Source organism: Myxococcus sp. SDU36 (assembly GCF_030168875.1).
Classification (GTDB): Bacteria; Myxococcota; Myxococcia; order Myxococcales; family Myxococcaceae; genus Myxococcus; species Myxococcus vastator.
In genome coordinates, this window is sequence record NZ_CP077414.1 from 6061937 (window position 1) to 6076599 (window position 14663).

11 protein-coding genes are annotated in these 14663 nt (G+C 70.4%); 6 read left to right on the top strand and 5 right to left on the bottom strand.

Annotation, left to right across the window (positions count from 1 at the left end):
* Positions 1 to 6 precede the first annotated feature (6 nt).
* On the bottom strand, positions 7 to 315 hold the full coding sequence (locus KGD87_RS24450; protein WP_284662986.1) for a hypothetical protein: 309 nt from the start codon (positions 313 to 315) through the stop codon (positions 7 to 9).
* 936 nt (positions 316 to 1251) lie between these two features.
* Here KGD87_RS24450 and KGD87_RS24455 point away from each other — a divergent pair.
* Complete coding sequence (locus KGD87_RS24455; protein ID WP_163784550.1) at positions 1252 to 1653, top strand: DUF2203 domain-containing protein; 402 nt, start codon at positions 1252 to 1254, stop codon at positions 1651 to 1653.
* Here the strand turns inward: KGD87_RS24455 and KGD87_RS24460 are convergent.
* The gene (locus KGD87_RS24460) at positions 1646 to 2260 is read right to left on the bottom strand and encodes a hypothetical protein (RefSeq protein WP_284662988.1); all 615 of its coding nucleotides are present in this window, start codon (positions 2258 to 2260) and stop codon (positions 1646 to 1648) included. The two genes, KGD87_RS24455 and KGD87_RS24460, sit on opposite strands and share 8 nt — an antisense overlap.
* 227 nt (positions 2261 to 2487) lie before the next feature.
* Here KGD87_RS24460 and KGD87_RS24465 point away from each other — a divergent pair, with 227 nt between their 5' ends.
* Together KGD87_RS24465 and KGD87_RS24470 are read left to right on the top strand one after the other, a co-directional pair.
* Positions 2488 to 3408 carry an NmrA/HSCARG family protein gene (locus KGD87_RS24465; protein ID WP_284662990.1) on the top strand — a complete coding sequence of 307 codons (921 nt, stop codon included), beginning with the start codon at positions 2488 to 2490 and terminating at the stop codon, positions 3406 to 3408.
* 19 nt (positions 3409 to 3427) lie between these two features.
* The gene (locus KGD87_RS24470; protein WP_284662992.1) at positions 3428 to 4120 is read left to right on the top strand and encodes a putative periplasmic lipoprotein; all 693 of its coding nucleotides are present in this window, start codon (positions 3428 to 3430) and stop codon (positions 4118 to 4120) included.
* Between the two features lie 31 nt (positions 4121 to 4151).
* Here the strand turns inward: KGD87_RS24470 and KGD87_RS24475 are convergent, their stop codons facing one another.
* From KGD87_RS24475 to KGD87_RS24485, 3 genes are all read right to left on the bottom strand, one after another.
* Complete coding sequence (locus tag KGD87_RS24475; protein ID WP_163784554.1) at positions 4152 to 4445, bottom strand: YgaP family membrane protein; 294 nt, start codon at positions 4443 to 4445, stop codon at positions 4152 to 4154.
* Between the two features lie 208 nt (positions 4446 to 4653).
* On the bottom strand, positions 4654 to 6030 hold the full coding sequence (locus KGD87_RS24480) for an MFS transporter (protein WP_284662994.1): 1377 nt from the start codon (positions 6028 to 6030) through the stop codon (positions 4654 to 4656).
* A gap of 8 nt (positions 6031 to 6038) precedes the next feature.
* Positions 6039 to 7001 carry an ornithine cyclodeaminase family protein gene (locus KGD87_RS24485; protein ID WP_284662995.1) on the bottom strand — a complete coding sequence of 321 codons (963 nt, stop codon included), beginning with the start codon at positions 6999 to 7001 and terminating at the stop codon, positions 6039 to 6041.
* Positions 7002 to 7180: 179 nt separating this feature from the next.
* Between KGD87_RS24485 and KGD87_RS24490 the strand changes: the two genes are divergently transcribed.
* The 3 genes from KGD87_RS24490 (at position 7181) to KGD87_RS24500 (ending at position 14647) form a co-directional block, all read left to right on the top strand.
* Positions 7181 to 9226 carry a PAS domain-containing protein gene (locus KGD87_RS24490; RefSeq protein WP_284662996.1) on the top strand — a complete coding sequence of 682 codons (2046 nt, stop codon included), beginning with the start codon at positions 7181 to 7183 and terminating at the stop codon, positions 9224 to 9226.
* A 94-nt stretch (positions 9227 to 9320) separates the two neighbouring features.
* On the top strand, positions 9321 to 9977 hold the full coding sequence (gene msrA, locus KGD87_RS24495; protein ID WP_284662998.1) for a peptide-methionine (S)-S-oxide reductase MsrA: 657 nt from the start codon (positions 9321 to 9323) through the stop codon (positions 9975 to 9977).
* A gap of 290 nt (positions 9978 to 10267) precedes the next feature.
* Positions 10268 to 14647 (top strand): galactose-binding domain-containing protein, encoded by a 4380-nt coding sequence (locus KGD87_RS24500; protein WP_284663000.1) that lies wholly within the window; start codon positions 10268 to 10270, stop codon positions 14645 to 14647.
* Positions 14648 to 14663: the final 16 nt, after the last annotated feature.

Sequence of the window (14663 nt, forward strand, 5' to 3'; positions counted from 1 at the left end):
GGCCTGCTACTTCTGCACAGAGAGAATGACCCACCTGGCCGTATCCACGGCGTAGACGATGGGAACGTCCGACAGGGGAGGTCCTTCCATGTCGCGGCAGGCGTCCTGCCGGGCGGAGAAGCTGACGAAGACCACGGCATCCGCCCCCGGAACAGCCGTCACGTCATAGGACTGGCGCTGCGAGGCACAAACCTCTGTGGGCGTCGCGCCCCGACGAGGCTGCGCACCCAACGGCAGGAAGTCCTCCATGGCGAACGCGACAGCAGCGGCAATCGCCCCCGGCAGGACATGCTGCCCCTCGGAGGGAAGCACCACGGGAAATCGGTAGCGCGCGGCTTCGTCAGGCGACGCCTTCGCAGGCCGAGGCGCGGGCCGAAACAACGCACAGCCTGGAAGCAGCGCTAAACAGAGCGGAACGAGCAGCCCGAGGCGCATCTTAGTCTCGCACGTCCTCAATCGCGGTGATGCGGCCAACTGCCTTGTCCTCGGGCTTGATGATCCCCACGAGTCTCCATCGTCTGTCCACACGCTCATAGACCTCACCTGGTCGCGTCTCGCCAACATGGGGTATCAGCTTTTGGAGGTGACATGACGTATCGAACTGGAGCCTGATGAACCATCGCTGATTGCCACCCTGTCGGTCCTTGGGGGACATGGGCGAAGGCGACCAGGGATGGCTATGGAAATCCGCAAAGGGAACAGTTCGTCCACGCCCATCGACCACGCGGCGAGGCGAAAAACACGACTTTCGCCTGGAGGCTCCCACCAACTGCGTTTCCCCCAAGGGTGAGCCCTTGCTGGCATAGAAAACTCCGTCGCCCAAGGAGTAGATGAGGCCACAGTACTCCTGGCCATAATCTCGTTCACTTGCGCGAGGAAGTCGCATCACTGCAGGGCATAGCTGGTCGATAACCGCATCCACGTCACGGGACGGTTCAATGTCCGCCCAAGGGCCACGTACCCATACGTGCCGACTCCCTGTCTCGAACCCGTAGTCGTCAGACGCCTCCGATTGAAGCGAAGCACTCGAACATCCGAGCGAGCACAACAGAAACGCCGCCGCGAGCCTCATAGACAATGAGTCCTCCATGTGAAGCGGATTCAAGCAGCAAAGGCTGACTTGAAGCGACTGACAGCCGCTTATATCCCATCCCCGCGTGACGCAGCCTAGCGCGGGCTGGGCGACAAGCTGGCCCCCCCACGCACCGGGACAGTAGCGGGCGCAGGCCCCGCCGATGCATGCTCGGGGGGATGCGCTACTTCAGCGTGGAAGAAGCCAACCGGCTGGTGCCGCTGTTGACGCGCACCTTTGAACGGGTCCGCCCGTGGGTGGAGCGCGCCCAGCAGCTCGCGGATGAGCTGGGCGCCGCACCCAACCCCAAGGACTCGAGCCTGGCCTCCCTGCGCGACGAGCGCGACACCCTCCTCGAGCGCATCCGCGGCGAGCTCCTCCAGCTCCAGGAAATGGGGCTGGAAATCAAGGGCGCCGACGGCCTCGTGGACTTCCGCGCCCACCGGGGCGGCGAGCAAGTCTACCTGTGCTGGCGCTTCGGAGACCCCGCCGTCTCCCACTGGCACGCCATGCTCGACGGCTTCTCGGGACGGCGCCCCATCGAAAGCCCGGACGACTTCGCCCCCACGTACCTCAGCTAGCCGCCCCACCGCCGAAGCTCGCCTGCAACAGCGACATCTTGTTCCGCGCCGACAACAGCTGCTGACGCAGGGAGTCCGCCTGCCGGGCCACGTCGAGGAACGCCTGCTCCTCCGCGGCCCGCGCCAGCGAATGGGCCTCGTCCGCCACCTGGGACATCCGCTCCTGGAGCGCCTGGAAGGTCCCCGCCAGCGCGGCGTTCTCCTCCGGCGTCTTCGCCGCCTGCCGCTGCTGCGCGAACTGCTGCATCTGCACGTTCAGCTCGCCCGCGTTCTGTCCCAGGGCGCCATAACGCACGAGCAGGTCCTTGAAGACCTCGGTGCGCCGCTGGAGCTCCTGCGCACGCAGGTGGATGGCCTCGGCCTGCGTCTGCTGCCGGTCTCTCACCTTCGAGATGGCCCCCACCAGCGCCGTCACCCGCCCCCTGAGCTGCTCATCCAGGTCCGCCAGCCCCTGCAGCATCGCCGAGGCGCGCTCCAGGTGCTTCTCGGCTTGAAGTGGCGCCTTCTCGAGCTGCTCGGCCTGGGCTTCGAAGCGCACCAACTCCGCGTCGAGTGCCCGGGCGGCCACCACCAGCTCGGAGTCCTGAAGCTTGTCACGCTTGCTCATCGTGAGCGGGACCATGACATTTCCCACGAGGAGGCGCCGCACCCAAGCAAGCACCGTGCGCCCCAAAGGTCTTCGGAACGACGCGGCAAGGCAGCAGACGCCCAGGCCGCCTGCTGGCCCGGCCGCCCGGCAACCCCTGACACTGAGACTCGATGCGCCCACGGTGTGCTCGCCAGCGGCGTCCGTCATCCCCAACTTCCGGACATCTGTCGTCACGAGGTGCACACATGCCCATGGGTTTCTCACGCTCCGTGCTCGTTACCGGCGCCACTGGCCAGCAGGGCGGTGCCGTCGCGCGGAAGCTCTTGCAACGCGGCCACCGCGTCACCGCCTTCGTCCACCATCCGGATTCCCCCGCCGCCCGGGAGCTCGAGTCGCTCGGCGCCGAGCTGGCCGTCGGGGACTACGACGACCTGGACTCCATCGCCCACGCCGCCCACGGCATGGACACCATGTTCGCCGCCGCCACGCCCTTTGGCCCGGGCGGCGTGCAGGCGGAGGTCCGCCACGGGAAGAACCTGGCGGACGCGGCCCGGCTCGCGCGCGTGCAGCACTACGTCTACTCGTCGGTGGCCGGAGCGGACCGCCTGACGGGCATCCCCCACTTCGACAGCAAGCACCGCATCGAGCTGCACGTTCGCGCCAGCGGCCTGCCCTACACCCTCCTGGGGCCCACCTTCTTCATGGAGAACTTCACCAGCGGCATGTTCGAAGAAGGGCTGAAGGCGGGCGTGCTCGCCATGGGCCTGTCGCCCACGCGCGGCCTGCAGATGGTGGCCCTGGAGGACCTGGCGGCCTTCTCCGTCCGCGTCATGGAGGAGCCGGAGCGCTTCGAGGAGCAACGCATCGAGGTGGCCTCCGACGAGGTGACGGGCCAGCAGGCCGCCGGGCTGCTGTCCATGGTGAGCGGCCACCGCATCCACTACGAGCAGCTCTCCCTGGACTACATCCGTGAGCGCAGCGAGGACCTGGCCGCCATGTACGAATGGCTGGACCGCAAAGGCTACCAGGCGGACGTCCTCACGCTGCGGCACCGCTTCCCGGAGGTCCGCTGGCACACCTTCGAGGACTGGGCGCGCGGACAGGACTGGAGCGCCCTGACCTCTCCCGCGTGGCCCCATGCCGCCGCGGAGCCCGTATCCCCATGAACCCCCGAGGAGACTGTCCATGCGAGCCCTCATGCCCACCACGGCGGCGCTGTTCATCCTGACGGGGTGCGCGGCCCAGACGCAGCTGCGCCCCTCGCCGGGCACCCAGGTCCTCCAGAGCGACGCGAACGCCGCGAAGGCGGCGACGGACGGCATCGTCCTGGTCGCGGATGGCACGGCCTGGGAGGGCACGCCGAAGAACCTGGAGCGCAGCCTCACGCCCGTCTTCATTCAATTGGAGAACCGCGGCCAGCGCCCCCTGCGCATCGAGTACGACGTCTTCTCCCTCGTGGGCACGCAGTCGCGCTTCCGCTACGCGGCGCTGGCGCCGCTGTCGCTGGGAGACACCGTCATCTCGGGACAGGAGGGCAGGGGAGGCTCGGGGGCCGCGCTCGGCTTCTCCTCGGGCTGGGGCTACGGGCGCTACCGGCCGTTTGGCGGCTTCGGCGTGGGCTCGTACATGGGCCCGTACTACCCGGACCCGTACTACGCCGGCTACCAATGCCGTGAGCCCCTGCCCACGCGGGACATGCTGCAACGGGCCTTGCCGGAGGGAACGCTCGAGCCCGGTGGCCGCATGTCGGGCTTCCTCTACTTCCAGGGCGTGGGCTCGCGCGAAGGCCAGGTGGTGCTCCAGGCCCGGCTCGTGGACGCGGAGAGCGGCGCGCCGTTGGGCACGCTCGACATCCCCTTCCAGGTCCGCAAGGGCTGAGCCCCCAAGGCCCGGCGCCGCGGGTCTGCCTTCAGTGAAGCGTCGGCGAGACGTCCCGCATGGACGCGCGAGGGAAGCCCTCCAGCAACGACGCCTCGTCGGACACCCCCAGCTCGCGCCGCAGCGTCGGGCCGTCCATGGGCAGGCCGAAGAGCGCCGCCATGGGCACCCAGTCCAGGGCCGCCGCCACCAGGGGCCCCAGGCCCAAGAGCGCCACCGCCGCGCCTCGCGACGTCCCTGACGCCAGTCCGCCCACCACCATCCCAGCGCCCGTCACGATGCGGAGCCACCGCCCCGGCCGCGACGCCAAGAAACCAACGACCATATGCACCTCCCCAGGGGCGAAGATGGCCACGTCCTGGCGGGCGGCCACCCGGGCCAGAGCCCCGCACGGGTGGAACGCCGGGCAGCCGGGCAGGCACCCGGTGGCCACACAATCCCGCTCACGCGGCGGCCTCAACCGAGCGCCCGCCCGCAGTCTCACGCGGGCTCCACCGCGCCCCGGGAAGCCCCACCCGCGAGGCACTGACGGCTCAGGCGCCGCGGCCCGCGTCAGGCGCGCCCTCCAGGGCCGAGGTGGCCTCCGGTGCGACGTCGCCGCGCCATCCGGCACGCGCCTCCGCGTCGCGGGCCGCGCGTCGCCCCTCGGCCACGTCCACCCGGGACAGCACCGCCGCGCCCGACACGAAGAAGAAGAGCAGGGACAGCACCGCCTGCCGGCTGGAGCCCGTCAGCTCCACCGTGGCCGCGAACACCAGCGGGCCCGCCACCGCCGTGACTTTCTCGAAGACGCTGAAGAGGCCGAAGAACTCCGCCGCCCTGTCCCGGGGCACCATCTGCGCGAAGAGCGAGCGGCTCAAGGCCTGGCTGCCGCCTTGCACCATGCCCACCAGCAACGCGAGCGCGAAGAAGTGCGCCGGCGTGCGCATGAAGTAGCCCAGGAACGTCACCCCCATGTACACCGCCAGGGCGAACATCAGCGCGCGCTTCACCCCCACCCGCCCCGCGGCACGGCCGAACAGCACCGCGCACGGCACGCCCACCACCTGCGTCAGCAGCAACGCGCCAATCAGCGCGCCCCGGCCAATGCCCAGCTCCGTCCCGTACAGCGTGGACAAGCGGATGATGGTGCCGATTCCGTCGCTGTAGAGCAGGTAGGCCACCAGCAGCAGGAAGGCCTGACGGTGCTGGCGCAGCCCGCTCAGCGTGCTCGCCAGCTGCGTGAAGATGCCGCGCAGGGACAGCGGGGGACGCTGGACGGACACGTCCGGTTTCGGCTCGGGGATGTGCCGGAAGAGGGGCACCGAGAAGACCGCCCACCACACCGCCACGGAGGCGAAGGCCACGCGCGAGGCGGCCCCCGCGTCCGCCAGTCCGAACCACTGGGGCTTCATCAGCAGCACCAACTGCGCGGCCAGCAGCAGGCCGCCGCCCAGGTAGCCCAGCGCGTAGCCCGCGGTGGACACGCGGTCCAGCTCGTCGTCCCGGGCGATGTGCCGCAACAGCGCGTCCGCGAAGACGATGCTGCCCGTCACGCCCACGTTGCCCAAGCCGAAGAGCAGCAGGCCCCACTCCCAGTCACCCGGGCCCACCGTGGTCAGCGCCAGCGTGGACACCATGCCCAGGCCCGCGAAGATGCCCAGCATGTGCTTGATGCGCCCGGCCCGGTCGCTCAGCGCGCCCAGCACCGGTGACAGCACCGCCACCACGCTCAGCGCCACCGCGGTGGCGGTGGCGAAGCGGCTGGTGGCCATCTCGCGCGGCAGGCCCTGCGCCGCCACGGAGGCGTAGTAGAGCGGGAACACCACCGTGACGACGGTGGTGATGAAGGCCGAGTTCGCCCAGTCGTACATCGCCCACGCGCGCAGCGCGGGCCGCGTCAGGCCGATGCGCGACAGGAGTTCCAGCACCCTGCGCCTCATGCGTCGAAGTCCAACCCGCCCACGGCGTCGTCACCCTGGGCCGACTGGTAGACGTGCCAGGCCGCCGCCAGGTCCTGGAAGGGCAGGCCCACCGCCGCGAAGACGGTGACGTCCGCCTCGGACGTGCGGCCGGGCTTCAAGCCGGCCAGCACCTCGCCCAGCTCCGCGTGGATGGCCTCCTCCCCCAGGCCCACCGCGCCCGCGGCGCCGGTGGACACCGCCAGGCCCCGGTGGTCGACGATGAACCGCGACTGGCGCAGCAGCTCCGCGGACAGCTCGGTCTTGCCCGGCTCATCCGCGCCCAGCGCGATGAGGTGCGTGCCCGGCCGCACCATGCCGGGGTGCAGGAAGGGGTGACGGCTCCACGTCGCCGTCACGACGATGTCCGCGTCGGAGACGGCTTCTTCCAGGGTCTCCGCCATCCGCACCGGCAGGTTCAACTCCTGGTACATGCGCGTGGCGAAGGCGAGCGAGCGCTCCGGCGCCGTGTCGAACACCCGCACGTGCGTCAGCGAGCGCACCAGCCGCAACGACTTGAGCTGCAGCACCGCCTGCCGGCCCGCGCCGATGAGCGCCACCCGGCTGGCGTCCGGCCGCGCCAGCACATCCGCCGACAGCGCGCCCACCACGCCCGTGCGCACCGCCGTCAGGTGGCCGGCGTCCATCACCGCCATCAGCTCGCCGGTAGCGACGTCGTGCAGGTGCACCACGCCTCGAATCGCCGGCGACTGGCCGGGGAACTTCGCGTGTACCTTCACGGAGTAGGCGGGGATGGCGGGCAGGCTGCCAGGGAACAGCACCAGGGCGGTGCCCTCGGCATGGAGGGAGGCCCGGGCGCGCTGCGGTGCCACGGTGCGTGCCAGGGCGTCGGTGCGGAAGGCCTCGCGCAGGTCCTCCAGCAAGAGGGGGGCCTGCAGGTTGCGGGAGACGTCGGAGCGGGTCAGCAGGAGCGTGCGCATCTTGCAGCCACCCTAACCGAGCCCGTGCGGGCCCACAGCTCCACGGCGTGCGGACACGGCGGCAAGCGCCCGAAGTTGGACGTCCGGACGAACGGTGGGACGAGGCACGCAGGCGCCATCGTCCCCAGAATGGAAGTGAACGGCGGCGTGGGCGGCCCCAGGGCCTCGGGAGGCCGGTGATGCTGGAGACAGAGTCACGCACAGCGGGCGACAAGCAGGCCCCCGGGGCTCGGACGCTCAGGGCCGCGGAGTTCCTGCGCGCCCATCAGGAGGAAGTGCTGGAGGACTGGCAGCAGGTCATGCGAACGCTCCACGCGGGGCACGCGACGCAGCCTTCCTGGTTGCTGGACCACGTGCCCCAGTTGCTCTGCGTGCTCGCGGACCTCGTCGACCACGACTCGGACGAAATCCTCACCACGCTGCCGGACGAGCACGCGATGTCCCGGCTGGACGCTGGCTTCAACCTGGGACAGGTGGCGTCCGAGTACGCGCTCCTGCGCAAGTGCATCCTCCACAGGCTGGAGGCCGACGCGGCCTTCCTCGCGCCGGGCGAGCTGGAGCGGATGGAGGACGCGCTGGACCGGATTGTCACCCGGACGATGACGTCCTTCTCCCAGGGACGGCAGCGCATCCTCCAGGCCCTGGACCGGATGACGCAGGCCGCGCTGGAGAGCCCCTCCATGGACGGCCTCCCCTCGCGGCTGCTCTCCGTCCTGGTGGAGTCCGCGCTCTCGGTGGACTCGGCGGCGTTGCTGCTGGTGGAGGGGGACGCGCTGGTGGTGCGCGCCGCGGTGGGCCTGGGCGCGGACGAGACACTCGGCGCGTCATTGACGCTGGACGAGGGCTTCGTGGGCGAGGTGGCCCGCCAGCGCCAGCCGCTGGCGCTGCGCTCGGCGTCCACGGACCCGCGCATCGCGCTGCCCGCGCTGAAGCAGGAAGGGCTGCGCGCCGTCTACGGCGTGCCGCTGCTGGACGGCGACCAGCTCCTGGGCATCGCGTACATGAGCTCGCGCACCACCTTCGTCTTCTCCGAGCCGGACGCACTCCTGTTCCGGACCATGGCGCAGCGGACCACCGCGTACCTGGTACATGACCGGCTCCATGCCCGCGAGCGTCAGGCCCACGCGGACGCCCAGCGCTCACTGGCGCAGTTGGACGCGCTGCTGGCCTCCACGCCCATGGGCATCGCCCTGCTGGACCGGGACCTGCGCTTCGTGCGCATCAACCAGGCCATGGCGGACATCAACGGCCACTCGCCAGAAGCCCACCTGGGCCGCCGCTTCCAGGAGATGGCCCCCGTGACGGCGGTGGACACGCTCGAGCCCCTGTTCCGCCGCATGATTGAGACAGGTGAGCCGGTGGACGCGTTCGAGTTCACCAACGCCGGAGACCTGCGAACGTGGCAGGCCAGCTTCCACCCGGTCCGCACGCCAGACCAGGGGGTGCTGGGCTTGAGCTGCACGGTGGTGGATGTCACCCACCACAAGCGGGCCGAGGCCGTGCTCCAGCGGGCGGTGGACTTCCGGGAACAACTCATGGCGGTGTTGGGACACGACCTGCGCAACCCGCTCAACGCCATCAACGCCTCGGCCTTCCAGTTGACGCGGGCCGAGGACCTTGCACCGCCCGAGCGCCGCGCCGTGGACCGCATCCGCAAGGCCACCGCGCGCATGGGGCGCATGATTACGGACATCCTCGACTTCGCCCGCACCCGCCTGGGCGGGGGGCTTCCCGTGGCCCGCCAGCCCATGGACCTCGCGGAGGTGTGCCAGGCGACGCTGGAGGAGCTCCAGGTCAGCGCCCCGGAGCGCACGCTGATGCTCGAGGCGAGCGGAGACACCCAGGGAAACTGGGACCCGGACCGGGTGTCGCAGGTGCTGGGCAACCTGGTGGCCAACGCCCTCCAGCATGGCCAGGAGGACAGGCCGGTGTGTGTCACGGTGCGCGGAGAGGCGCGTGAGGTGGTGCTGGAGGTCCACAACACCGGGGAGCCGATTGCGGCCGAGCTGATGCCGAGCATCTTCGACCCGTTCAAGAGCATGCCCGTGAGCGCGCTCCCGCAGGACATCGCGAGGAAGAAACGCAGCCTGGGCCTGGGCCTCTACATCGTCAGCCAGATTGTCGGCGCACACGGGGGCCGCGTGGAGGTCCGCTCCAACCGGGACCAGGGCACCACCTTCACCGTCCACTGGCCCCGCACCCTCACGACGCTCGGGGGCACATGAAGCAGCGCGGCAGGTGGGACGGCCTGCCACCCTCCGCCCGCACGCCCGCTCCTTCTGGGGTGAATCGCGCCCGGCGGGCCGCTATGCCTGGGACATGTTCTTCAATCCGACCAAGAAGCCGAGGATTCCGACCCCGGAGGAGGCACTGCCGGGCCGCTCGGACGTGATGCCCGTCCCGGAGAAGCACGAGGTGCTGGGCACGCCCATCAAGGGCCCCGTGCCGGAAGGCCTGGAGGAGGTCTACTTCGGCCTGGGGTGTTTCTGGGGCGCGGAGCGGAAGTTCTACCAGACGCCCGGCGTGTACAGCACGGCGGTGGGATACGCCGGAGGCCTGACGCCCAACCCCACCTACCGCGAGGTGTGCAGCGGCCTCACCGGACACAACGAAGTCGTCCGCGTCGTCTTCGACCCGAAGAAGGTGTCCTTCGAGCAGCTCCTGCGCGTCTTCTGGGAGAGCCATGACCCGACGCAGGGCATGCGCCAGGGCAACGACGTGGGCACGCAGTACCGCTCCGGCATCTACTTCACGAGCGAGGCCCAGCAGCGCGCCGTCGAGGCGAGCCGTGACGCCTACCAGAAGGCGCTCGCGGCCCGGGGCTTCGACGCCATCACCACCGAGCTGCTCCCCGCGCCGCCCTTCTATTACGCCGAGGACTACCACCAGCAGTACCTGGAGAAGAACCCAGGTGGCTACTGCGGCCTGGGCGGCACCGGCGTGAGCTGCCCGGTGGGCGTGGGCGTCAACGCCTGAAGCCAGACACCGACATGCGCGCCAGGTCACACACCCATATTTCTCGACTTGGCGCATTTTCCGGCTTCGATTTGACTTTGTTGTGATGCCGAAGGAATAGAATAGACCGTAGAAAGGAAAGGACCGCTCGGACGCCGTTCATCGTCGCTGCGTGCTGGTTCACCCCCCTCCCCTACTTTCTCCAACGGTCCGCTTTTCCCATGCGTGTGCCGATTTCCCGTGTGCAGGGCACGCACGGCCCCTGGCTGTCTTTGGCCAGGGCCTGCGCCGTCGTCGCGGTATGGCTGTTCATGGTGGTGGGAGCGCGCGCGGAGGCCCAGACGGGCACGAACCTCGCGCTCAACCGTCCGGTGGTGACGTCCTCCGCGGAGCCCGGGCTCACCGGCGACTTCGCCGTGGATGGCGACGCCGGGACGCGCTGGGGCAGCGTGTTCGCGGAGGGCGAGTGGCTCTACGTGGACCTGGGCCAGCCCACGGCCATCACCCGCGTGGTGCTGACGTGGGAGACGGCGTACGGCCGGGGCTACCGCGTCCAGGTCTCCAACGACGCCGCGGCGTGGCAGGACGTGCGCGTCATCACGGACGGCGACGGCGGCGTGGATGACCTCGCGGTGACGGGCAACGGCCGCTACGTCCGCATCCTCGGGACGCAGCGGGGCGCCATCGACTACGGCTACTCCCTCTGGGAGTTCGCCGTGTACGGGGACTCGCATCCCTCGGGCGACCTGGCCCGTGGCCGGCCCGCGACGGCCTCCAGCGTGGAGGCCAACGCCGCGCACCTGGCGCCGGGCTACGCGGTGGACGGCGACGCATCGACGCGCTGGTCCTCCGACGACACGTCCCACGCCCAGTGGCTTCGCGTGGACCTGGGCGCCTCGCGGCAGCTCGGCCGCGTGGTGCTGGACTGGGAGGGCGCCTACGGGAAGCAGTACGTGATTGAGGGCTCCACCAACGACAGCACCTGGACGGCGCTGGCGCCCACCATCACCGACGGCGCGCCCGGCAGCCGCAGCATCACCGTGTCCGGCAGCGCCCGCTACGTGCGCGTGCGGGGCATCGAGCGCGGCACCGGCTACGGCTACTCGCTCTGGTCCTTCGAGGTGTACGCGCCCGGCGGCGGGCCGCAGGAGCCACCGCCGCAGAGCACGCCCCAGACGGTGAAGCTGATGTTCCCCGAGCTGGCGTACGCGAAAATCAACGTGTCACCCGCGCCGCTCAGCGTCACGCCCACGCCCGAGGAGGGCAACACCACGCCGTCGGTGCGCAACCCGCCCGGGCCCTTCACCTACGAGCTGACCTTCCCGCCCAACACCGTGGTGACGATGTCGAAGAACCAGTTCTCCCCCACCGCGCCCAACACGGACATCCGGCTGGCCGTCACCACGTCCACCGGCACGGTGCTGCGCGGGCAGACGGTGTCCGCGCTGGCGGTGCAGGGCGCGGAGTGGCGGGTGGAGATCTTCACCATCATCACCGACCCGGACGGCAGGGACCGCACCATCATCCCGGACCCGTATCCGAAGCCGCCGCCGCCCGCCGTCGCGGGGGCCTTCCGCGTGGTGGCGCCCGCCAACGAGGCGGTGCTGACCACCACCCGCCGGCCCACGCTGCAGTGGGCGCCCGTCACCGGCGCCACCGGCTACACGGTGTTCGTCAACCTGAGCCGCGACGACTACGACTGGATGGCGCCCGGCAGCCTGCTGGACCGCTTCACCCAGGTGGGCACCACCACCGCCACCTCCTTCACGCTGCCGCAGGACCTGCCCGACCGCTGGACGTACAAGTGGTACGTCGTGGCCAACCTGGGCGGCGGGGGCACCAGCCGCTCCGACCTGCGCATCTTCAGCGTCTACCTGCCGGTGGTGGAGACGGCCGCGGACGGCGTCGCGCTCATCAACGGCCGGCGCGACCTGAACAAGAACGGCGTCATCGACCCCTACGAGGACTGGGCCAACCCCATCTCCGTGCGCGTCAATGACTTGATGTCGCGCATGACGCTGCACGAGAAGGCGCTGCAGATGTTCTACGAGGCGCGGACGGTGCCGGAGGCCGGCTTCATGATGGGGCCGCTCAGCCCGACCGACATCGCGAGCTTCCAGCGCGCCTCCGCGCTCACCCGCCTGGGCATCCCCCACGTCGACGCGGGTGACACCATCCACGGCTTCAAGACGAGCTGGCCCACGCAGCCCGCGCTCGCCGCGGCGCGCGACCTGGACACCGTCTATGAGCTGGGTGACATGCAGCGCCGCGAGCAGGTCGCGGTGGGCAGCCGCGGCACGCTGTCGCCGCTGGCCGAGGTGGGCACCAAGGTGCTCTACCCGCGCATCCAGGAAGGCGGCGGCGAGGACGCGGACCTGGCGGCGGGCATGACGCGCGCGCTGGTGGCGGGCCTCCAGGGCGGCCCCGAGGTGAACCCGCACTCCCTCTGGGTGACGACCAAGCACTGGCCGGGCCAGGGCGCCGGCGGCGAGGGCGGCATCACCTACGACGGCACCACCATCCACTACCACATGCGCCCGTGGCACGCGGCCATCGAGGCGGGCACCAGCGGCATCATGCCCGGCTACGCGGGCAGCTGGCTGCTGGGGCCGGAGGGCTGGGGCGCGGGCGACAACCCGGGCATCCTCAACTACCTGCGCCAGAAGCTGGGCTACACGGGCGTCATCTGCTCGGACTGGCTGCCCTCGGGGGCGTGGTCGCGCTCGGCGATGGCGGGCTCGGACGTCATGGGCGGCGCCAACCCGCAGCAGATGGGAGACTTCGAGAGCGTCGTCACGCCGGCCCGCATCGACGAGGCCGTGCGGAAGATTCTCGACTTGAAGTTCCGCCTGGGCCTCTTCGAGGACCCGTACCGCGGCGGCCCCGCGGGCACCTCCGAGTGGCACACGGCCGACAACAAGGCCCTGGTGCGCCGCGCGGCGCAGAACGCGATGACGCTGCTGAAGAACGACGGCGCGCTGCCGCTGCGGCTCCCGGCGGGCTCGCGCATCGTGGTGGCGGGCCCCCGCGCGGATGACCCGGCCTGCATGGTGACGTGGCGCTCCGACTTCCACGGGACGGAGTTCGGCGACCTCACCATCTACCAGGCCATCAAGCAGCGCGCGGAGCAGGACGGCATCACCGTCTACAAGGACGCGGCCCCCGCGGGCGTCACCGTCAACGCGGCCATCGTCGTGGTGGGTGAGAGCTACTTCACCCACGGCACCGAGTGGGACAAGGAGAAGCCCTACCTGCCGGGCGACCCGATTGGCCCTCCGCACGAGCCCCAGTGGGGCAACCAGTACGGCCTCATCACCGGCTTCCGGGCGCAGAGCGTCCCGGTGACGACGGTGATGATTCTGCCGCGGCCCTACATCCTGACGAACGTGGTGCCGCAGACGAACGCGCTGCTGATGGCGTACCGACCCGGCGACATGGGCGGCGTCGCGGTGGCGGACGTGCTCTTCGGTGACGTGCTGCCGCGAGGCCAACTGCCGTGGCAGTTGCCGCGCTCGCTGGAGCAGATTGGCACCGACGTGGAGACCAACCAGTTGGAGCAGTGGGACCTGCCCTTCGACCTGGGCGCCACCGCGGCCCAGCGCGCGGAGATTCGTCATCGCATCGCGCAGGGTCTGCCCATTGCCCCGGTGTACGGCAACCCGCTGTACCAGTACGGCGCGGGCATCCAGGGCTTCGGGCTGTCGGACGCGACGCCGCCCACGGCCTTCACGTTGCTCACGCCGGCGCCGGGCGCCACCCTCACCACGCGGCCCACCTTCACCTGGACGGCCAGCAGCGACCCGCAGACGGGCATCCACCGCTACGAAGTCTATCTGGACGGCAGTCCCTTCCCGGCGGCGACGACGAAGACGCCGTCCGCGGCCCTGGCCAACGTGTCCCTGGGCAACGGGCAGCACACCTGGTTCGTGCGGGCCTACAACTGGGCGGGAGGCGTGACGACGTCCGCCACGGCCACCTTCACGCTCAACGACACCGCGCCGCCCGCGGCCTTCACGGCGCTGTCACCGGCGGCCGGCGCCTCCGTGCCGGGTACGTCCACGACGTTCATCTGGGAGCAGACCACGGACGTGGGCGCGGGCGTGGCGCGGTACGTCCTGGTGGTGGACGGGGCGGACCGCACGCCCACGGTGACGCCGCGGGCCTACGTGGGCACGGGCACCAACCTGGCGCTGGGGCGCAACGTGGCGGCGACGTCGTCCGAGTTCGGCAGCCCCAACGACGCGGTGGACGGCAACCCGGAGACGCGCTGGGCCAGCCGCTACGACGTAGCCAGCCCCGACACGGAGTCCATCACCGTGGACCTGGGCGGCGTGTACGCCATCAAGCGCGTGGTGCTGAGCTGGGAGGCCGCGTTCGGCCGCCGGTACGTGGTGGAGACGTCCATCGACGGCAGCACGGGCTGGCGGACGTTGTACACGGAGGCGAACGGCGACGGCGGGCTGGATGACCTCACCGGCCTGAGCGGCGTCGGGCGCTACGTACGGATGCGCGGCGTGGAGCGCGCGACGGGCTTCGGGTACTCGCTGTGGGAGTTCCAGGTGTACGGCGTGGGCACGGAGCAGCTGTCGGTGACGGGCCTCGCCACGGGCAGCCACACGTGGCGGGTGCGCGCCGTGGACGGCGCGGGCAACAGCACGCTGTCCAACGGGCCCATCACCTTCACCAAGTAGCGCTGTGCTTCACGGG

What these genes read in the sequence shown, in the direction of transcription:
- KGD87_RS24455 (WP_163784550.1), top strand. Translation starts at nt 1,252, where the DNA reads ATGCGCTACTTCAGCGTGGAAGAAGCCAACCGGCTGGTGCCGCTGTTG.
- KGD87_RS24460 (WP_284662988.1), bottom strand. Translation starts at nt 2,260, where the DNA reads ATGAGCAAGCGTGACAAGCTTCAGGACTCCGAGCTGGTGGTGGCCGCC.
- KGD87_RS24465 (WP_284662990.1), top strand. Translation starts at nt 2,488, where the DNA reads ATGCCCATGGGTTTCTCACGCTCCGTGCTCGTTACCGGCGCCACTGGC.
- KGD87_RS24470 (WP_284662992.1), top strand. Translation starts at nt 3,428, where the DNA reads ATGCGAGCCCTCATGCCCACCACGGCGGCGCTGTTCATCCTGACGGGG.
- KGD87_RS24475 (WP_163784554.1), bottom strand. Translation starts at nt 4,445, where the DNA reads ATGGTCGTTGGTTTCTTGGCGTCGCGGCCGGGGCGGTGGCTCCGCATC.
- KGD87_RS24485 (WP_284662995.1), bottom strand. Translation starts at nt 7,001, where the DNA reads ATGCGCACGCTCCTGCTGACCCGCTCCGACGTCTCCCGCAACCTGCAG.
- KGD87_RS24490 (WP_284662996.1), top strand. Translation starts at nt 7,181, where the DNA reads ATGCTGGAGACAGAGTCACGCACAGCGGGCGACAAGCAGGCCCCCGGG.
- msrA (WP_284662998.1), top strand. Translation starts at nt 9,321, where the DNA reads ATGTTCTTCAATCCGACCAAGAAGCCGAGGATTCCGACCCCGGAGGAG.
- KGD87_RS24500 (WP_284663000.1), top strand. Translation starts at nt 10,268, where the DNA reads ATGGTGGTGGGAGCGCGCGCGGAGGCCCAGACGGGCACGAACCTCGCG.